The sequence below is a fragment of the Sphingobacterium sp. NPDC055346 genome (assembly GCF_053645235.1).
In genome coordinates, this window is sequence record NZ_JBSHMI010000001.1 from 309875 (window position 1) to 329453 (window position 19579).

General features: G+C 41.2%; 15 protein-coding genes. 8 read left to right on the plus strand and 7 right to left on the minus strand.

The window, feature by feature from the left end:
- The first annotated feature begins 1 nt into the window (after position 1).
- The 3 genes from ACWICE_RS01330 (at position 2) to ACWICE_RS01340 (ending at position 2813) form a co-directional block, all read left to right on the plus strand.
- Positions 2 to 571, plus strand: a complete 570-nt coding sequence (locus tag ACWICE_RS01330; protein WP_185211191.1) for a chemotaxis protein CheB — start codon at positions 2 to 4, stop codon at positions 569 to 571.
- A gap of 8 nt (positions 572 to 579) precedes the next feature.
- Positions 580 to 2205: a response regulator gene (locus tag ACWICE_RS01335; RefSeq protein ID WP_185211193.1), complete on the plus strand. Its 1626-nt coding sequence runs from the start codon at positions 580 to 582 to the stop codon at positions 2203 to 2205.
- A 62-nt stretch (positions 2206 to 2267) separates the two neighbouring features.
- Positions 2268 to 2813: a plastocyanin/azurin family copper-binding protein gene (locus ACWICE_RS01340; RefSeq protein ID WP_454297468.1), complete on the plus strand. Its 546-nt coding sequence runs from the start codon at positions 2268 to 2270 to the stop codon at positions 2811 to 2813.
- Positions 2814 to 3205: 392 nt separating this feature from the next.
- On the opposite strand, the gene ACWICE_RS01345 is transcribed toward ACWICE_RS01340, so the two are convergent.
- Positions 3206 to 3490, minus strand: a complete 285-nt coding sequence (locus ACWICE_RS01345) for a GIY-YIG nuclease family protein (RefSeq protein WP_254526464.1) — start codon at positions 3488 to 3490, stop codon at positions 3206 to 3208.
- 325 nt (positions 3491 to 3815) lie between these two features.
- A complete protein-coding gene (locus ACWICE_RS01350) occupies positions 3816 to 4028 on the minus strand; it encodes a hypothetical protein (protein WP_454297469.1) in 213 nt (70 codons plus the stop codon).
- A gap of 131 nt (positions 4029 to 4159) precedes the next feature.
- Here ACWICE_RS01350 and lpdA (ACWICE_RS01355) point away from each other — a divergent pair, with 131 nt between their 5' ends.
- Both lpdA (ACWICE_RS01355) and ACWICE_RS01360 read left to right on the plus strand, forming a co-directional pair.
- Positions 4160 to 5566 (plus strand): dihydrolipoyl dehydrogenase, encoded by a 1407-nt coding sequence (gene lpdA / locus ACWICE_RS01355; RefSeq protein WP_185211197.1) that lies wholly within the window; start codon positions 4160 to 4162, stop codon positions 5564 to 5566.
- Between the two features lie 255 nt (positions 5567 to 5821).
- Positions 5822 to 6229 carry an acyl-CoA thioesterase gene (locus ACWICE_RS01360; RefSeq protein WP_093100827.1) on the plus strand — a complete coding sequence of 136 codons (408 nt, stop codon included), beginning with the start codon at positions 5822 to 5824 and terminating at the stop codon, positions 6227 to 6229.
- On the opposite strand, the gene ACWICE_RS01365 is transcribed toward ACWICE_RS01360, so the two are convergent.
- Positions 6226 to 6522, minus strand: coding sequence for a DUF3817 domain-containing protein (locus ACWICE_RS01365; protein ID WP_185211199.1), 297 nt, complete (start codon positions 6520 to 6522; stop codon positions 6226 to 6228). The two genes, ACWICE_RS01360 and ACWICE_RS01365, sit on opposite strands and share 4 nt — an antisense overlap.
- A gap of 190 nt (positions 6523 to 6712) precedes the next feature.
- Here ACWICE_RS01365 and lpdA (ACWICE_RS01370) point away from each other — a divergent pair, with 190 nt between their 5' ends.
- Together lpdA (ACWICE_RS01370) and ACWICE_RS01375 are read left to right on the plus strand one after the other, a co-directional pair.
- Positions 6713 to 8101 (plus strand): dihydrolipoyl dehydrogenase, encoded by a 1389-nt coding sequence (lpdA, locus tag ACWICE_RS01370; protein WP_185211201.1) that lies wholly within the window; start codon positions 6713 to 6715, stop codon positions 8099 to 8101.
- Between the two features lie 276 nt (positions 8102 to 8377).
- Positions 8378 to 8872, plus strand: a complete 495-nt coding sequence (locus ACWICE_RS01375) for a YdcF family protein (protein ID WP_185211203.1) — start codon at positions 8378 to 8380, stop codon at positions 8870 to 8872.
- Between the two features lie 4 nt (positions 8873 to 8876).
- Here the strand turns inward: ACWICE_RS01375 and ACWICE_RS01380 are convergent, their stop codons facing one another.
- On the minus strand, positions 8877 to 9917 hold the full coding sequence (locus ACWICE_RS01380; RefSeq protein WP_454290731.1) for a DUF2157 domain-containing protein: 1041 nt from the start codon (positions 9915 to 9917) through the stop codon (positions 8877 to 8879).
- Positions 9918 to 10045: 128 nt separating this feature from the next.
- On the opposite strand from ACWICE_RS01380, the gene uvrA reads away from it, so the two are divergent.
- Positions 10046 to 12895: an excinuclease ABC subunit UvrA gene (gene uvrA / locus ACWICE_RS01385; protein WP_454297470.1), complete on the plus strand. Its 2850-nt coding sequence runs from the start codon at positions 10046 to 10048 to the stop codon at positions 12893 to 12895.
- Between the two features lie 28 nt (positions 12896 to 12923).
- Here uvrA and ACWICE_RS01390 read toward each other — a convergent pair whose 3' ends face one another.
- The 3 genes from ACWICE_RS01390 to ACWICE_RS01400 are packed head-to-tail and all read right to left on the minus strand — an operon-like array spanning position 12924 to position 19577.
- Positions 12924 to 15626, minus strand: coding sequence for a M14 family metallopeptidase (locus ACWICE_RS01390; protein ID WP_454297471.1), 2703 nt, complete (start codon positions 15624 to 15626; stop codon positions 12924 to 12926).
- Positions 15623 to 18046 carry an alpha/beta hydrolase family protein gene (locus ACWICE_RS01395; protein WP_454297472.1) on the minus strand — a complete coding sequence of 808 codons (2424 nt, stop codon included), beginning with the start codon at positions 18044 to 18046 and terminating at the stop codon, positions 15623 to 15625. The genes ACWICE_RS01390 and ACWICE_RS01395 overlap by 4 nt, the downstream gene beginning before the upstream one ends.
- Positions 18024 to 19577: a S10 family peptidase gene (locus ACWICE_RS01400; RefSeq protein ID WP_454297473.1), complete on the minus strand. Its 1554-nt coding sequence runs from the start codon at positions 19575 to 19577 to the stop codon at positions 18024 to 18026. Before ACWICE_RS01400 ends, ACWICE_RS01395 begins: the two co-directional genes overlap by 23 nt.
- Positions 19578 to 19579 lie beyond the last annotated feature (2 nt).

Below are 19579 nucleotides of genomic sequence, written 5' to 3' on the forward strand. Positions count from 1 at the left end.
AATGGAAAACCTGGCAAAACATATCATAGTAATTGGTGGCTCTGCAGGCGCTTATGAATTGATCGTGGAGATCCTCGATCATCTGCCCAGCAAATTTGCCGATGCTATTGTCATTGTATTGCATAGAAATTCGAAATACGAAACTAAAATCGAAACGAGTTTATCTAAAAGATTGAACCGGAATGTTATTTCGGTACGTGATAAACTGCCTATTTTGGAAAACCATATTTATTTCGCTCCCCCGGGCTACCATACACTGGTAGAACCAGATTATATATTTTCCTTGGACATTTCAGACCCCGTACAGTTTTCAAGACCTTCTATCGATGTGTTTTTCGACTCTGTAGCGGCTGTTTACAACAAGGATGCGACTGCTTTTCTTCTTTCCGGAGCCAACAACGATGGATCATCCGGCCTGAAGGCCATGGTTGATCAAGGTGCAGCATGTTATGTCCAAGACCCCAAAGAAGCCATTATTGACACCATGCCCTTGGCTGGAACACAGGTCTCTAAAAAAGTGCAAGTCATTTCAAATCAACATATCGTAGATTATTTCAGTCAATTAAAGTAATGTCACCTATGAAAACGATCAATATTCTGATATTGGATGATAAGGAAGAAAACATCATCAGTCTGCATGCGCTGCTTCAGGAAGTTGACCACGTCAACATCGTGAGCTCTACAGACCCTAATGAAGCCCTGAAAATCTGTTGGAAGGATGATATCTCAATTGCCCTGGTCGATGTACAGATGCCAGAAATAAATGGATTCGAATTCGTATCCCTTTTAAAATCTAACCCCAAGACTAGCCATATCATGGCAATCATGGTCACCGCTATTTCTAAGGAAGACAAATACCTATTGAAAGGCCTGGAAAGCGGCGCAGTAGATTATTTATATAAACCGCTGAACCCAGAGATTACCATAGCAAAGGTTAAGTCATTCGTTCAACAGATCTTGATCCAACAAGAACTTATCCAAAAGAATAAGGAATTGGAGGAATCCAAGATTGAACTGCTCAAAACACGTGAAGAGGCAATTCAAGCCAGAAAATCCAAAGAGATATTCCTAGCCAATATGAGCCATGAAATCCGGACTCCCATTAATGGGATTATGGGGATCATGCACATGTTCAAGAGTTCGGAACTCACCGTTGAACAAAAAGATTGGTTAAAAAGGCTGGACAATGCTTCTCATTCCCTATTGCTTATCATCAATGACATCCTCGATCTGTCCAAGATCGATTCAGGGATGTTAAAGATTGAATTTGAGGATTTCAGCCTCACCAAAATGATCGAGGATATCAATAGGATATTCAAGATCAAGGCAACCCATAAGAATCTGAAATTCCATATCGAAGTGGACGAAGATGTCCCTCAATACATACATTACGATTCATTGAGGTTGCAACAGATCATCAGCAACTTTGTATCGAACAGTCTTAAGTTCACCGAAAAAGGCTCCATACAGCTTTCTGTAAAGGTTGTCAATAAAGATTACGAACGCTTTAGGCTTAAGTTTTCCGTTAAAGACTCTGGTATCGGCATCCGTGAGGATTCCGTCGACAAGATCTTTATGGCCTTTGAACAGGCAGATGATGGTATCACCAAAAAATTCGGCGGAACGGGTTTAGGATTAGCGATCGTAAAGCGGTTAGCAAAGCTTTTGAACGGCGATGTGGGAGCCAAAAGTATTTATGGGGAAGGTTCTGAATTCTATTTTGAAGGTTGGTTTGAAGAATCAGCCCAAAGTGAGGTCGAGAAGGAAAAAGAAGTACCGACCTACAACAGTTTTCCAAAATTTGAAGAGATGAAAGTTCTGGTGGCTGAAGACAATGAGCTCAACTCTTTTATGCTGGCCCATATGTTACGGAGCTGGAACTGTGCTGTGGATATCGTTAAGAACGGTAGACTAGCCCTTGAAAAAGTAGAGAACGAGCAGTACGACCTAATCTTAATGGATACGCACATGCCAATCATGAGTGGATTTGAGGCCATCAAGGAAATCAAAAACCATATAATCCCTGAAAAACATGGCATACCGATCATTACCATTTCAGCATCGGTTTTAGAACATGAACAAGCAGCTGCATTCCAAGCCGGAGCCGACGGTGTTATTGGAAAACCTTTCGACCCAATCGAATTATATCAGAAAATAATACAGGTCACCAACAAAAATAAAAACCCAAAATTGACTTCACAATGATTTAATCCTCGTTTAAATCAATAATTTATGTTAAATTCGTATAAAATTTATTAAAAATAGCTATGAAGAAATTATTTATTATTCCAGCGCTAGTTTTAGCAATTGGAATTACTTCTTGTGGCAATAACGCTGAGAAGAAAGAAGAAGGCGCTTCAACCGAAACCACTACAACTGAAACTGAAGCTACTGAAACTGCATCTACTACAACTGTAGAAGGTATTGAGAATGTAACATTGTCAAACCAATGGACAGTTGAAGCTAATGATCAAATGCAATTCAATACTACATTAATCCGTGTTAAAGCTGGTGAACCAGTAGAATTGACTTTGAAAAACGTAGGTTCTATGCCTGTTGAATCAATGGGACACAACTTGGTTGTTTTGAAACCAGGTGTTGATGTTGCTACTTTCGGTGGTGAAGCTACGGCTGCAGCGGATAACGAGTATATCCCTAAATCAGCTCTTTCTTCAATTGTTGCACACACGAAATTATTAGGTCCAGGTCAAGAAGACAAAATCACGTTTACATTGGAAAAAGGAGTTTATCCTTACCTATGTAGCTTCCCTGGTCACTTTGGAATTATGCATGGTCAAATCGTTGCTGAATAATCAAAGTAAAAGAACATATATAAAAGGCTCCAAATTGGAGCCTTTTATATTTTTATCCCCCTGAATTCAGCTCTGAGCGAATAGCGAGAAATCTGTACGCTTTTCCACTCCCTGTCGCTGTCATCCTTTTGCGAAGCAAAGAGGAACTGTACGCAAATACTCACCTTCGTCACCCAAAAACCATCCATTACTCCAGCATACGAACAGTACCTCGCTCCTCAAAATCGCTGTCATCCTTTTGCGAAGCAAACAGGAACTGTACGCCAATACTTACCTTCTTCTTCCAAAACCATCCATTACTCCAGCATACGAACAGTCCCTTAACCTTCGGTCAAGGATGACATTCTTTTTTTTATGGCTACAGATTCCTCGCTCAGAATCAGAATCCTGCTCTAAATTGTGTCATTTAAAAATTTCCATTCTTTGTTTTGAGTGTTAATTAATTCCTCTTTTCGTTTTCTTGACCATCCCTTAATTTCCTTCTCTCGAGTTATTGCGTCCAAAACATGAGAAAAGGTCTCAAAATAAATTAGAAAATACACTTTATACCTGTTGGTAAAGGAATTTTGAGATAGGGTTGGTGATTTGTGATAAGTTAATCGAACTTTTAAATCATTAGTTACACCTACATAAAGGACAGTTCGATTGGAATTTGTTAGAATATAAACGTAATACACTATCTATTAATTTTTTTACAAATAAGCATTTTACTATTAAGCCTTCGTACCAACCATGTAAAGTTTATATTTTTTTTATTGATTGTCAATAAATTTTATTCTGAGCGAATAGCGAAGAATCTGTACGTTTTTCCACTCCCTATCGCTGTCATCCTTTTGCGAAGCAAAGAGGAACTGTACACCATTACTTACCTTCTTCATCCGAAACCCAACCATTGCTCCAGCATACGAACATTTCCTCGCTCCTCCCTATCGCTGTCATCCTTTTGCGAAGCAAAGAGGAACTATACGCAAATACTCACCTTCGTCACCCAAAAACCATCCATTACTCCATCATACGAACAGTTCCTCGCCTCTCCCTGTCGCTGTCATCCTTTTGCGAAGCAAACAGGAACTGTACGCCAATACTCACCTTCTTCTTCCAAAAACCATCCATTACTCCAGCATACGAACAGTTCCTTAACCTTCGGTCAAGGACGACATTCAATTTTTTTAAAGACAACATATTCCTCGCTTCATGCTCAGAATCAGAATCCATCAGTGTAACCTTGCTTTCCTTTTGTAATCTCTCCGTCTAATTACAAAATACACCCAATTTTTAATCCTATTAATCTTCGCTTAATATGCATTTAAATAGTAAATTTGCCTCGTAAACAAAGAAAAATCTCTATGCAATACGACGTAATCGTAATCGGAAGTGGTCCAGGTGGTTATGTTGCCGCTATCCGTTGTGCTCAATTAGGCTTAAAAACTGCCGTAATTGAAAAATACAGCACATTTGGAGGAACCTGTCTTAATGTTGGATGTATCCCATCCAAAGCATTGTTGGATTCATCAGAACATTACCACAATGCTGCTCACAATTTTGAACAACACGGCATTAGCTTAAGTAACCTGAAAGTCGACATGAAAAAAATGATCGACAGAAAGAACAGTGTTATTGACCAAAATACTGCTGGTATTACCTTCTTATTCAAGAAAAACAAAATTGACAGCTTCCAAGGCGTAGGTTCATTCGTTGACAAAAACACCATTAAAGTGACTGCTGCAGATGGTAAAGTAGAAGAGTTAAGCGCGAAAAACGTAATTATCGCTTCGGGCTCCAAACCTTCAGCATTACCTTTCCTTCCTGTTGACAAAAAACGTATCATTACTTCGACTGAAGCATTAAACCTTACTGAAGTCCCTAAACACTTAATCGTTATCGGTGGCGGTGTTATCGGATTGGAGCTGGGTTCTGTATATGCCCGTTTAGGCGCTAAAGTATCCGTTGTTGAATATGCTAAATCTATCATCCCTACCATGGATGCCGGACTAGGCAAAGAATTACAACGTGTACTGAAGAAAAATCTTGGCGTAGAATTCTTTATGAGCCACAAGGTTACCGGTGCAACCGTAAAAGGTAAGAACGTAACGGTTACAGCGGAAGATGCTAAAGGCCAAGCGGTAGAATTACAAGGCGATTACTGTATCGTAGCGGTTGGTAGAACAGCGTATACAGAAGGTCTAGGCCTTGAAAATATCGGCATCAAAACTGAAGAAAGAGGAAATAAAGTTCCTGTAAACGAGCATTTGGAGACATCAGTTGCTGGTGTATATGCCATCGGTGATGTGATTAAAGGTGCTATGCTGGCTCACAAAGCTGAAGATGAAGGTATCTATGTTGCTGAACGTATTGCTGGTCAAAAACCACATATCGACTACAACTTGATCCCTGGAGTAGTTTATACATGGCCTGAGGTTGCGTCTGTAGGTAAAACTGAAGAACAACTGAAAGAAGAAGGCAAGAAATATAAAGCTGGAAGTTTCTCATTCAAAGCGTCTGGACGTGCGAAAGCATCAGGTGACACAGATGGTTTCATCAAAGTATTGGCTGATGCCGAAACAGATGAGATCCTAGGTGTACACATGATCGGACCACGTGCTGCTGATATGATTGCAGAGGCTGTTGTTGCAATGGAATACCGTGCATCTGCTGAAGATATCGGTAGAATCTGCCACGCTCATCCTACCTTCACGGAAGCATTTAAAGAAGCTGCTCTAGCAGCAACTGCAAATAGAGCGATCCATGCTTAAAATCAAAAATATTATTTCTAGAGGCTATCTTTTCAGGTAGCCTCTTTTTTTGTCCCTGAATCTAGTGGAGTTATTGGTCTTATTCGAATCAATCCCCAATAATATACTCCCAATCAACTGTTTGCGAAACGGATTTTTCAGTCAGTTGACAGGTCCCTAAACTTGGCATTCCGTTAAAAATTTGAGCGAAGGACACCTTGAATCTTTCGAGTAAATTCAGAAAGTGAATAAACTTTTTTTTTAGATATTTGTATTATGAACTTTTATACTCGTAAATGGGTCAAACCCGAGGACCTAAACCCAAATGGATCCTTATTCGGAGGAACTCTATTGCGCTGGATAGATGAAGAAGCGGTAATCTACGCCATCGTCCAACTCGGGAATCCACATGTAGTCACTAAATACATTTCTGAAATCAACTTTGTCAGTTCGGCCAAGCAAGGGGATATCATTGAGCTCGGAATCGAGGCCATCAATTTTGGAAGGACCTCGTTAACGATGCGCTGCGTGGTCCGCAATAAAATAACAAGGATGGTGATTCTTTCGATCGACAAGTTGGTATTTGTCAACCTAGATCCGGAAGGAACTCCAACCCCACATGGCAAAACGGAAATTACCTACGCCTATATGGGGATCGAGTCTGATATCAAGAAAAGGGACTAAGCAGCTTTTTGAGCTGTAATCTCTCTTTTAAGGTCTTTTTCTACCCAAAAGGAAACGATTGGGATCAAGCTAAGGAAGAAATATTTGACTACACGGCCAATTTTCCAGTTATAGGTTTGCCAGCAGGCAATCAACAGGATAACAAAAAGTACAACGAGGAAACCATGGATTGATCCGGCAACACGCACGGCTTCTGGAATTCCTCCAAAATACTTCAATGGCATAGCAACAAAAAACAACAAAACGGTAGAGATTGCCTCCCAAAGGGCAACTTGCTGAAATATTCTTAACATATAAATTACTATTAGTCAGCGCAAAGAAAAGGAAATCCTTTAGGGAAAAGAAATCGAGGAAAAGGATTGACCTCGATATGACATATACCGCGTAAAAATCAGTCCATAGGGGAAAAGATATGTCCTGACTAAATAAAAAATGTGTATTTTTGAAGAATTGTATTTGCAAACATAACGACAATTAATATTTATGAATTACGACATTATTGTTATCGGTAGTGGTCCAGGTGGATACGTAGCCGCCATCAGAGCAGCTCAATTGGGATTCAAAACTGCCATTATCGAACGTGACGCATTAGGTGGAATTTGCCTTAACTGGGGCTGTATTCCTACCAAGGCACTATTGAAAAGTGCACAAGTATTCGAATATTTAAATCATGCTGCTGATTATGGAATCAAAGTGAACGGTGGTGAAGCCGACTTTGAAGCCATCGTAAAAAGAAGTCGTGGTGTAGCAGATGGCATGAGCAAAGGGATCCAGTTCTTGATGAAAAAGAACAAGATCGATGTGATCATGGGAACTGCAAAAATTAAAAAAGCTGGTAAGATCGAAGTGAAAGCTGCAGATGGTTCTACCAAAGAATATACAGCTAAACACACGATCCTTGCAACTGGTGCTCGCTCCAGAGAATTACCTAACCTACCTCAAGACGGAAAGAAAATTATCGGTTACCGCCAAGCAATGAACTTACCTAAACAACCTAAATCTATGGTTGTCGTAGGTTCTGGAGCTATCGGTGTCGAATTTGCATATTTCTACAACGCAATCGGTACGAAAGTGACTATCGTTGAATTTATGGACCGTATCGTGCCTGTAGAAGATGAAGAAATCTCTAAACAATTAGAGAAATCCTTGAAGAAAGCTGGTATCAATATCCTTACGAAATCAGAAGTTCAATCAGTAGACACTAAAGGTGATCTATGCAAAGTATCCATCAAAACAGAAAAAGGTACTGAAACCTTAGAGGCTGAAGTGGTTCTTTCTGCTGTGGGTATTACGCCTAACATCGAAAACCTAGGCCTTGAAGAAGTTGGTGTAAAAACAGATAAAGGACGTGTCCTTGTTGATGACTTCTACAAAACGAATATCGACGGTGTATATGCAATCGGTGATATCGTGAAAGGTCAAGCTCTAGCGCACGTGGCATCTGCTGAAGGTATCACCTGTGTGGAAAAAATCAAAGGTTTACATGTTGACCCTATCGATTACAATAACATTCCTGGATGTACTTACTGTTCTCCAGAAGTTGCATCCGTAGGTTTCACTGAAAAAGCTGCTAAAGATGCTGGTTATGAAATCAAAGTGGGTAAATTCCCATTCTCCGCTTCTGGAAAGGCTTCTGCCGCAGGTGCAAAAGATGGTTTCGTAAAAGTAATCTTCGATGCTAAATATGGTGAATTCTTAGGTGCTCACTTAATTGGTGCTAACGTAACTGAAATGATCGCTGAAGTGGTTGTAGCTCGTAAATTAGAGTCTACTGGCCATGAGATCATTAAATCGGTTCACCCTCACCCGACCATGAGTGAAGCTATTATGGAAGCTGTTGCTGATGCGTACGGTGAAGTAATCCACTTATAAGATTTTAAAATATAATAACTCCTGATGGAGTTGAAAGAGGTCGGAACAAAATTCCGACCTCTTTTTTTCTGTAACCTCATATTTAAGACCAATTTGTCCTTTTTTAATATTTTTCGTAAATTACCGTGGATACATCAATTCCAGTTGTTATAAATTTTTATTATAATTAGAATGTAAAACTAGATTGGTTAATATTTTAAATTCCAAGAAATAATTATTAAACCTTACTTTATTTATATCCTTTTTTATAGTTTTGGGTAATTAATTCATTTGTTCATGAAAACAATAATCATGGTGTTGGGCGCGCCTAATGACGAGTACGGACACCTTTCGGCTATAGCACTCGATAGGCTATATAGAGCATATGATTTAGCCATCAATAACGAATCCGCTTTGATCTTATGTACGGGTGGCCAAGGCGACCACTTTAATATTACGGACAAACCACATACGTATTATGCTCAAAATTTCTTGAGCCTCAAAGGCATTAATCCCGACCGTTTTCTGCCCGGGATCCCTTCAAAGAACACTATTGAAGATTTTTCCCTTTCACAAAAGACAATCGAAGAAATAAAACCAGACTTATTGATCATTATCACCTCTGAATTTCATATGGAAAGGGTACAGCTTATTTCTGAGACCTTGATTCCATCGATCAATAAATTCTTTGTTTCTGTTGCTTCTTCCCTCATGGATTCTGAGTTGAAACCTTTGATCGAACATGAGAAAATTGCAGTGAATTTCTTAAAGGAAAATGGGGTAAAGTATTAATACCTCATTCCTTTTTCTTCCAGATACTTTCGGCCCAACGGCCAACAAACCAAAAGGAAACCGCCAATAACAAAAAGAATATCGTTCTATTGATATTATCCCACAGATACTCCACAAACCGGGTATACAGGTTCAGGATAAAGAATACGAAACCAATATCACGCGAGATATGGTCCTTGGTTTTCATGCCATAGGTGGCCAAGCCCAGGGAAATGGCAATCCCTAAAAGCCCCCAGTAAAAAATCTCATATTGCCTGACACTGGACCATTTGTCGAAATCACTATAGTTGCCAAATATGGAAAGCAACCAAAGGGCGATCATGGTGTAGAGCAGACCAACCACAAAGGAAGTGGACCCGAATACGGCCAATGGCTTTATTTTAGGCTGTAGCAATACAGCAAAAGCAGTTAGAATAATCCCAAAAATGGTAAACCTTAAGGGGTAATTCATCCCCCAGAACTTAAATCCCCAATTGCTATGGTACGCTGTTTCCGTTGCAAACCAAATCCCGAGGGCCACTAAGGTAAAAACCCAAAGCAATTTTGAGGTAAGCTTGACTGAAAGTATTCCGTAAATAATGATGGAAAGGAGGAATAGCAGGGTGAAATGGTTTTCATTCCGGTCCAGGACCTGCCCTAAAAATCCGATGCTAGCTGCTGTAGAGAATGCGCCGGCAAGCATCAAGGTCTCATTTGAAAAGTTCTTTTCTGGGTTTTTCGACTTATTCCGAAAACCTAGGATATAGAACAAAACAGCCAATCCTGCAAAACCTAAACAGAATATTACATTCGGGGTCTCGTAAAATTTCTCCACCAAGTCGGATAGATAACCATCGGAAAACAAGGAAACCACGGAGAATATCAATGAGGCCAAGGCGATCCAAAAGGCATACCTGGCCAACATCCCCCATTCAAAGCCTTTATCATCTAAATTTCCCTTTAATTCCTCAGACTTTTCCTGCGATAGCAACTGCTCCTTTTCCCAATGCTCCAATGCCTGTTCAATGATTTCGCGCTCCGATTTATTTACGTCTAGTTTTTTCAAGTTGATGTGCTTTGTAGTTTAAAGGTAATACTTTTCAATAATCCTGCCTAATAGTAGATTAGGGTTGAGCAAATAAAAATCCTTAGCTAAAAATCTGTAACTTTGCATTTTGCTAAAAGGAGAGATTAATGGCCGTAAAAAAAGCAGTAGACCTTGGGGATCAAAGCGAATTAGAAGTATTTGGTGCCCGCGTACACAACCTTAAAAACATCGATGTATCATTTCCAAGAAACCAACTTGTCGTTATCACGGGATTAAGTGGCAGCGGTAAATCTTCGTTGGCTTTTGACACGATCTATGCCGAAGGACAAAGACGGTATATGGAGACTTTCTCTGCCTACAGCCGCCAATTTTTGGGAGGAATGGAAAGACCGGACGTAGACAAAATCTCTGGCCTGAGTCCCGTTATTTCGATTGAACAAAAAACCACTTCCAAAAACCCAAGATCGACCGTAGGAACCATAACAGAAATATATGACTTCCTGAGATTGCTATATGCAAGGATCGGGGAAGCCTACTCTTATGTGACCGGCAAAAAGATGGAACGCATGTCTGATGACGAAATCACAGACCGTATCCTCAATGAATTCAATGGTGAAGGCATCTATGTACTAGCCCCTGTGGTGAAGGGCCGTAAAGGTCATTACCGCGAACTTTTTGAACAAATCAGGAAACAGGGCTATACCAAGGTACGTGTGGATGGAGAAATATTGGATATAGCTCCTAAAATGCAGGTCGACCGTTATAAAATCCATGATATCGAGATTGTCGTGGATCGGATCATTGTGGAGAAGGAATCAAGGAAAAGACTCTTTACCTCCATTGGCCAAGCCTTAAAAACTGCCAAAGGGATCATCAAGATTGCCAATAAAGAAAATAAGGAGCAATTTTTCAGTCGATATTTAATGGATGCGGAATCTGGGATTTCCTATGATGAACCGCAACCTAACACTTTTTCCTTTAACTCCCCTTATGGAGCCTGTCCTAAATGTGATGGTTTGGGATATATCTATGAAATCGACAAAAAGATCGTTATCCCTGATAGAAGCCAAAGCATACAAAAAGGCGGAATAATCCCATTGGGACCAGTAAAAGACTCCTGGAACTTTGCGGTACTGAAAGCAGTGGCCAAGAAATATGATTTTTCTTTAACGACCCCTATCGACAAGCTATCCGAGGAACTAATCGACAACCTTCTTTTTGGAGAAGAGGAACCGATAAGCTTAACGGTTTCCTACGGTTCTTATGGAGCCAGGGAATATAAGGTACAATTCGCCGGCATCTTCAAGATGTTGGAGGAAATGAGCGCAAAATACAGCGATGACGCACAGGGCTTGGATGAATTCCGTACACAGGTTGTTTGTCCAGAATGCCATGGAGCGCGCTTAAAAAAAGAATCGCTACATATCAAAGTTGCTGATAAGAACATTTCGGAATTGGCAGAAATGGATATTGTAGCCTTGAATGAATGGTTTGATGCTGTTGAAGACAGGCTTTCGGAAAGACAGAACATCATTGCCACGGAAATCATCAAGGAAATCAAGACCAGGATTGGATTCCTGTTGGATGTAGGCCTAAATTACCTGACCTTAAACCGCAGCTCCAAAAGCTTATCCGGTGGAGAGGCTCAACGTATCCGCCTTGCCACACAGATCGGTTCACAATTGGTCAATGTACTTTATATCTTGGATGAGCCGAGTATCGGTCTGCACCAACGTGATAATGAACGCTTGATCAATGCTCTTAAAAATCTTCGCGATATCGGTAACTCCATTTTGGTCGTGGAGCATGACAAGGACATGATCCTACATTCGGATTATGTCATCGATATGGGACCGGCTGCGGGAGTTCACGGAGGGAAAGTCGTGGCCCAAGGTACCCCGAAACAATTGATGAAGGAAAACACCTTGACGACAGATTACCTGAATGGTACCCGAGAAATCAAGATACCTGATGAAAGAAGAAAAGGAAACGGCCATACACTTACTTTAAAGGGCGCTACAGGCCACAACTTAAAGAATGTGAGCATAGATATCCCTTTAGGAGAATTGGTGCTTGTAACGGGCGTATCGGGCTCTGGCAAGTCTAGTTTGATCACCAACACCCTATACCCAATCTTGAACCACCATTTCTTTAGGGCAAAAGCTAAACCGCTACCTTACACAAAGATCGAAGGCTTGGAAAACATCGATAAGGTGATTGAAATCGATCAGTCTCCAATCGGGAGGACGCCAAGGTCAAACCCTTCCACTTATACCGGTGTATTCTCCGATATCCGTTCTTTATATGTACAGTTACCAGAAGCGAAGATCAGGGGTTACAAACCTGGACGCTTTTCCTTCAACGTGAAGGGCGGAAGATGTGAAACCTGTCAAGGTGCAGGGATGAAGATCATTGAGATGAACTTTTTGCCTGATGTTCAGGTTCCCTGTGAAACCTGTAACGGAAAGCGCTATAACCGAGAGACTTTAGAGGTCAGATATCGTGGAAAATCCATTTCAGATGTACTGGACATGAGCATCGATGAAGCGGTAACCTTCTTCGAAAATATCCCCTCCATCTATCGGAAAATAAAGACCCTACAGGATGTAGGTCTAGGCTATATTACCTTGGGACAATCGTCGACAACCCTTTCTGGTGGCGAGGCCCAAAGGGTAAAATTGGCAACGGAACTTTCTAAAAAAGATACCGGAAAGACCTTCTATATATTGGATGAACCAACGACAGGGCTACATTTCGAGGACGTCAATGTATTGCTGGGAGTAATCAATCGCTTGGTTGACCGAGGTAATACGGTTCTGATCATTGAGCATAACCTAGATGTCATCAAAGCGGCCGATTGGGTCATTGATATGGGGCCTGAAGGTGGTAAAAACGGTGGAAAAGTCCTTTTCCAAGGTACACCGGAGGAATTGATCAAACAGAAAAACTCTGAAACGGGAAGATTCCTGAAAATAGAGATGAACTACAATAAATAATAAAAGGGAGCTTTCGCTCCCTTTATTTTTATCGGTATAGTTGATTAAATAACATTTTGAATGTTCCATGGCTTTGTGCCCTGTTCGTTATCTCAGGACCAATGGCCACTAATTTCCCTTTCCCAATCTTGGATACCAATCCAATATTGACATCCTTTAAATATTGCTGTCCATGGGCCCAACCACTCAATAGCGAATGATCAGAGTTAATGGATCCTAGTGAATACAGATTGTCCGAATTCTGGAACTTAAAGACCGGACTGTTATTGAACACAATGTTCAGGTCTTTATCCAATCCGTAGTTCTCAGGCTTACTGATATCCGCTTCAGCTTTTAAAATACTCGTAGGAACATAAAACTTCACACTGGACAACTTCACTTTCTTGCCATCCTTGCCCATTTCCATCAATGGATTTTCAACCGGAAGGTTAAAATGGTAAACCAGTTCTGAGGAAGAACCAATAGTTACGATCTGTCCTCCATTTTCTACGAAGGATTTAAGCACAGGGATGGACTTGGCAGCTGTTACTGAACCCAACATGTGTTTATATTGATCCGGAACGATGCTTGCGTCTACCGAACGGCCTGAAGCATTGGAACCAAACGCCGGAATACCCTGACCTACGAACAACAGCACATCATAATCTTTAATGCTACTGTTGTCAATATCTTGTGGGTAGAATAATTTGTAGTCAAATCCATATTGCTCCAACATCCATCTTACCCAACCTGAAGGCATGCTACCACCATAATGGTCAAATAAACCGATCTTGATGGCTTCAACTGGTTTCAATTGTTTTGGCTTGCTCGAAACCGCTTTGCTTTCTAAGCCTAAGCTAGCACCAAATTCTTTCACCTTAGCTGCTGCTTTTGCATCTACATAGAAATCTTTTGAATCAAGGTCACGGAATACTTTCACGCCAGCTTTCAATAGTTGGTTGATCGCCAAATAAGCATCATTTGCTTTTCCATTGATCAGATATCCACCTTTTGAAGATGCAACCTCTCTAGCCAATGGGCTCAACAGAACACCTGTTTCTTTTTTCTGTAAAGGCGCATTAAAATCATCATATACTTTATCGTATTCTACACCCATTTGCATAGCCAAGGTCCAGCCTGCTGCATCATACGGACGGATTGGAGGCCCTCCCTCATATTCCACATCGTGTGGGTGATCTTGAGGTTCGAACATATCCAATACCTGCGGCCTGAAGGCTTGATTAGTTTTGACAACGATAGAACCCTTTGGATAGTTCTTTCCATTCACACTAAAGTCAGCGTTCGCTTGATAAACATATACTCCGGATTTAATCAAGGTATTCACAAATTTAACGGCAGTTCCGAAATCTTCTTGATCGGCCGATAATATGAAAGCCCTTGGGTCGCGTTTAGACTTATCAGCGAAAATAGCATCATAATAGCTTTTAGGGATGGTTTTTGAACGGTAGAAAGTATTGCTTTCTTCTTTCTTCACCTTACCTGCCGCTACATCTGCATCATAGGTTTTCTCAATGGACTCGGCATATTTAGGGTATTTTGTCCAGTAATCCTCATTCCCTCGGTCAATGGAGTTTTTACCCATCTTGTAGATATTGTACAATAATTTATCGCCATTACGCGCAGCATAATCTAGGATGGCGAAGTTCATCGAGACGGAATAGTCAATTGATTTCTTGAAATTCCACTTTTGAGGTGCAATAGGGAAAGGCAAGCCATTTCTAGGGATCTGCCTTTCTGCTACCAATGGAATCTCTGAAGGGGTTGGATGTCCTGTAATTTCGGTCAAGATACCGATCATGTTATGGAAATATGGAGCAGTTCTCAATCCTCCATTCCACCAAGTAGAAAATCCAGATTGATCCATGCGTACATAGCCAGGTTTATCTTCTTCATTAAGGCGGTTGATCATTGCAAATCCAACACCATCAATTCCGGTCACCAATAATGGATCGAATACATGGTTGAATGGATCACGATATGGCGGACCAGCGACAATAGTGCCATCTGGAGAGGTTTGGTGATGGTTATAGATGATCTGAGGCAACCAATCTACATAGACTACCTTGGCAAGGTTGCTAGCTTCCTTCATGTTGAACATAAAGAAATCACGGTTGTTATCATGACCTACATATTTTTGGTACAAGGTAGGAATGGACATGTTACGCTTTTCCTTGTCATCATATTGCATATACCAATCTGCCAATAGATCTTGTCCATCAGGATTGACATGCCACATCAGGACCACTACTTTATCCAAGTAATTATTGATTTCAGCATCATTCCGGTTGGTCAATTGATAGAAGGTTTCAATTAATTGATGCGATCCAACCATCTCATTGGAGTGCATACCTCCATCAATCCATACCACAGGTTTTCCTGCCAGGGAAAGCTCCTTCACTTCGGCTTCAGTGATTCCTTCGGCACGACCTAAGGTTTGGGATATCTTACGGTATTTTTCAATGTTCTTCAGGTTCTCAGGAGAAGAGATAATGATCAGGTGTTGTCTCCTGCCCTCTTCTGTTAGTCCCCCGTCCTGTATGAGTACTCTGTTGGATTCTTTGGCAACTTTTAAAAAATAGCTTTCCATCTGTTTGTAGTTGGCAAGCATATAGTCATCACCGATATTGAATCCAAAATGTGTTTTCGGATTGGTAACCTGTTGCGCCGTTCCATAGTTGAACTGCCCAATCAATAAGGCTACCAGAATCGATTTTATGGTATTCTTAATCATTTTTTGTTGTTTTTTACATATTTCTCTAGCCATTGATGTTGTTCCCAGAAGGTATGAAGGACTCCTTCCCTACTTCTGTAGCCATGGAACTCCTTAGGCAACATCACCAAACGCACGATTCCACCATGCCCTTTAATCGCTGCATAAAGGCGCTCGCTCTGTATAGGGAATGTCCCTGAGTTCTCATCGTCCATACCATGGGTCATCAATAATGGTCTCTTGATCTGTGGCGCATAGGTAAATGGCGACATGGCATCATAAGTGTCTTTGGCTTGCCAATAGGTCCTTGCCTCGCCTTGGAATCCAAATGGAGTCAAAGTTCTGTTATAGGCTCCACTTCTGGCAATACCAGCGGCAAACAAATCAGTATGTGCCAATAAATTGGCCGTCATAAAGGCTCCGTAAGAGTGGCCACCAACTCCAATTCTGTTGCGGTCAGCCACACCTAGACCTACAATATGCTCTATCAATGCACTTGCATTATCCTTGATCTGCTCAACAAAGGTGTCGTTAGGTTCAGAAGTCCCTTCACCAACGATTGGCATATCAGCTTGATCCACGACTGCGTATCCTTGGGTCACCCAGTAAACCGGAGAACGGAAGGCCAAGCGTGGGAACCTATTTGGTGATCCTTTTACCTGTCCCGCTGCCTCTTTGGTCTTAAATTCACGCGGGTATGCCCATACCAAAACAGGTAATGGAGCATCGCCTTTTTTGAAATCCGCCGGCACATATAGCGTTCCTGAAAGGTTCAATCCGTCTTTTCTTGGGTAAGACAATAAGGTTTTCTGAACATTTGCGATACTTGGGTATGGATCTGCAAAATTGGTAATCTTCGTTTCCTTCTTGTTTTTGATATTTACCGAATAGACATTCGGAGCATCTTTTGCAGATTCCCTAGAGACATACAGTACTCCGGTATTGTTGAAGAAGATCGGTTCTTCATAATAGCCACGTTTAGATTTGTATAAGGTATCCTGTTTACCATTCTGAACATTCCATTTCATTAGGAATGGGCGATCTCCTTCTGGAGAAGCTCCTAATCCTTGCGTGAAAACAGAACCTTTGCCATCTGTCAGCAACTGTCCTTTTTCATTTTTTACAAAGCTTCCTGGATCGGTATAGGTATCCTCAGACTTGCGGGTTGAAAGCACTTTAACTACCTGATTGGTCGTCGGGTTGATTAATGTCAATTTTGAGGAACGGTCCTTTCGCCAGTTTTCTGAAACGATAGCCACTCCATCTCCCCATTGAATATCCCTAACTCGATAGGTCCCTGAGAATATCTTATTTGAAGAAGAAAGATCAAATGGCGCTCCGATTTCAAATAATTCATCACGGACCTCGGTCTTCATATTAGGATCGCCTTTATCCAATGCCTTCACATAAACCAAGGAAGCATCCTTATCTTTTCGCCATTCGAAATCTCGAGGGCCTTCCAATACCGCATCAAATGAGATCGGCATTTTATCCGCTAATGGGATGGTATAGATATCTTTTACTTTTGATCCAGTTGAAGAATAAACGGTCACTTCTGCCGGAAACAGGTAGATGGGAACCAAGTAAGAATAGGGCTTTACGACCTTTTCTGTCAGGATATATTTTCCATCTGGAGAATAGGAAACAGATTTAAAGATGCCTTTAATGCCAATAGGCTTGGCATTCCCCTGAAGATCGACCTCGATAAGGTCTGAAGTCAGGTAATATTCCATTAGGGTCTCATCGTATCCATTTGCCAATAGGTTCTGATAAGTTCTTGAAGGGGTGATTCCACCAAGGTTTTCCTGCACTACAGGACCTGTAGGCACAGGATTTTGGACAGGAACGGATCCTCTTGAGCTGTTCACTTGCTGGGCAAGCAAAGCTGTTCCATCTCCATTCCATTGAAAGGTACTTCCGTAGGTGTCATTGACCTTGCTCAACAGCTTTTTAGCTGTTTTACTGTTCAGGTCGGCAAGCCATAGTTCCGTATCCTCTAATGATTTATTCAAAAAGGCAAATACACCAGGTTTGGATGACCATTTTACATCGGCAATCTGTAAGTCCTGAGGTAGCCCTTGGATGCTGAACTCTGAGCCATTGCTCAAATCACGAATCTTCAGACCTTTGAATGTCCCCAGATTCTCTGCTACAGTGGTATTACTAATGGGATTGATCCTCAAGCCGGCAACACCTAATACAGGTTGTGAAGCTTGAATGATGGTTTGAAAACCTGGAACTTCCAGTACCAACATGTACCGTCCATCTGGACTGAATTCCTCCATTGGTATCTGTGGGGCATCCACAAGATCAACGATGGATTGAGGAGGTAATTGATACTTGATTGCCTCTTGGGCATGGGTCATGGTTGAACCTGCCAAGAAAGCAATGAAAAATCCTGCTTTCAAATAATTTCGGTTAGTTTTTCTTGTAAAATTCATCTGCATCTTTATTTAGCTGTACCATGCAATCCTTCGGCATGTACACCATGTGCCCTGCCTCGTAATAGGTAAATGATACTTTCGATTTCTGTTCTGGCCTTAAATTCATATGTTTCATAACATACTCAGCAGCATGATAAGGCGTTGCCAAATCATAATACCCACCAATTACCCAAACCTTTAGGTCAGGGTTCTTAGACATGGCTTGCCTCAATAGCTCTGAAGCATTTAAATATTTATTCTGAACATTATTGTAGTTCCATGGGGATACCCCACCGGAAAAATCATAAGGTAGTTCATTCTTGAATTTAAGTTCGGTCCTAATATAATGATTCATTGCCGAAGAAAAGGTACCTGCTGTATTTCCTGCTGGATCAAATTCGAAACGATCGCCCGAATCATCATAGTCTCGACCAATAGCACGGCTATCAAGCCTTCCCACCGTCAATCCTTCATCGCGCCTCAATTCTTTACAGAATTTATGGATGTTGATCCTAAGGTTGGTCTCTTTGATATAGGCTTTGCTCAAACCGGTATACCTAGCCAATTTAGTCGCGATCTGATCATATTCTGGCTCTGTTAAATCAGTTCCTTTATTCAGTGTCAAGATATATTCGTTGTTAGCAAATTTTTCAACTTCATCCAATGTCGCTCTCAAGTTGCTCTGTAAGCTAGGTTCTAATTGTTTATGGTAATAGGCTGTTGCCGTATAGGTTGGCAAAAACAGATGATAAGGCAGGTCATTCCCGATCTCAAACCTTGCCGTCTGCATATTTAATATAGAACTCAACATAATGACTCCATCAAAATACATACTGTATCGGTTCTGTAAATATTGAACAAGACCGGCTGCCCTTGGCGTTCCATAACTTTCGCCCATGATATACTTCTTGGAATTCCAGCGTTCATTCTTGGTTACATACAACCTGATGAAGTCGGCTACCGACTGCACATCCTCCACAAAACCATGAAACTGTTTGGGATCTTCCCCTTTTACAGCACGGCTGTAACCTGTAGAGATCGGATCAATGAATACAAGATCCGTCTTATCCAACCAGGTCTCCGGATTATCTCCGTAGCTATATGGATAAACGGCATCTCCAGCTTCCGTCAAATTAGGTCGCTTAGGCCCCATGAATCCCATATTAACCCAAACAGAGGCCGAACCTGGACCTCCATTAAATGCAAAAGTAACCGGCCGGTCTTTCCGGTTGGTTGCAACATACGCGATAAAGAAAACATTCCCTTTGGGATTGCCGTCTTCATCTTTCAACTGTATATAGCCTGACTGGGCTTTATACTCAATACTACCAGACCTCAGTTTGGCTACATGCTTGGTTTCTACCACTTCAGGAATGATGGCTGAATTGTTAGACACTACTGACGTATCAAGTTTCAATGTTTCGATGGCCTTGTTTTTACTGTATTGCGGCCCCCTTGGGATTACGGGCGCTAAACTCTGCGCCCATAGATCTCCAAAGATGAACATGAAAGCTATGAAACTAATCGTCTTAATTTTATAATCATTCATAC

Coding starts and splice junctions, on each gene's coding strand:
- ACWICE_RS01335 (WP_185211193.1), top strand. CDS start 580: ATGAAAACGATCAATATTCTGATATTGGATGATAAGGAAGAAAACATC.
- lpdA (WP_185211197.1), top strand. CDS start 4,160: ATGCAATACGACGTAATCGTAATCGGAAGTGGTCCAGGTGGTTATGTT.
- ACWICE_RS01330 (WP_185211191.1), top strand. CDS start 2: ATGGAAAACCTGGCAAAACATATCATAGTAATTGGTGGCTCTGCAGGC.
- ACWICE_RS01395 (WP_454297472.1), bottom strand. CDS start 18,046: ATGAATTTTACAAGAAAAACTAACCGAAATTATTTGAAAGCAGGATTT.
- ACWICE_RS01390 (WP_454297471.1), bottom strand. CDS start 15,626: ATGATTAAGAATACCATAAAATCGATTCTGGTAGCCTTATTGATTGGG.
- ACWICE_RS01340 (WP_454297468.1), top strand. CDS start 2,268: ATGAAGAAATTATTTATTATTCCAGCGCTAGTTTTAGCAATTGGAATT.
- ACWICE_RS01350 (WP_454297469.1), bottom strand. CDS start 4,028: ATGGATTCTGATTCTGAGCATGAAGCGAGGAATATGTTGTCTTTAAAA.
- ACWICE_RS01375 (WP_185211203.1), top strand. CDS start 8,378: ATGAAAACAATAATCATGGTGTTGGGCGCGCCTAATGACGAGTACGGA.
- ACWICE_RS01400 (WP_454297473.1), bottom strand. CDS start 19,577: ATGAATGATTATAAAATTAAGACGATTAGTTTCATAGCTTTCATGTTC.
- uvrA (WP_454297470.1), top strand. CDS start 10,046: ATGGCCGTAAAAAAAGCAGTAGACCTTGGGGATCAAAGCGAATTAGAA.
- ACWICE_RS01365 (WP_185211199.1), bottom strand. CDS start 6,522: ATGTTAAGAATATTTCAGCAAGTTGCCCTTTGGGAGGCAATCTCTACC.
- ACWICE_RS01360 (WP_093100827.1), top strand. CDS start 5,822: ATGAACTTTTATACTCGTAAATGGGTCAAACCCGAGGACCTAAACCCA.
- lpdA (WP_185211201.1), top strand. CDS start 6,713: ATGAATTACGACATTATTGTTATCGGTAGTGGTCCAGGTGGATACGTA.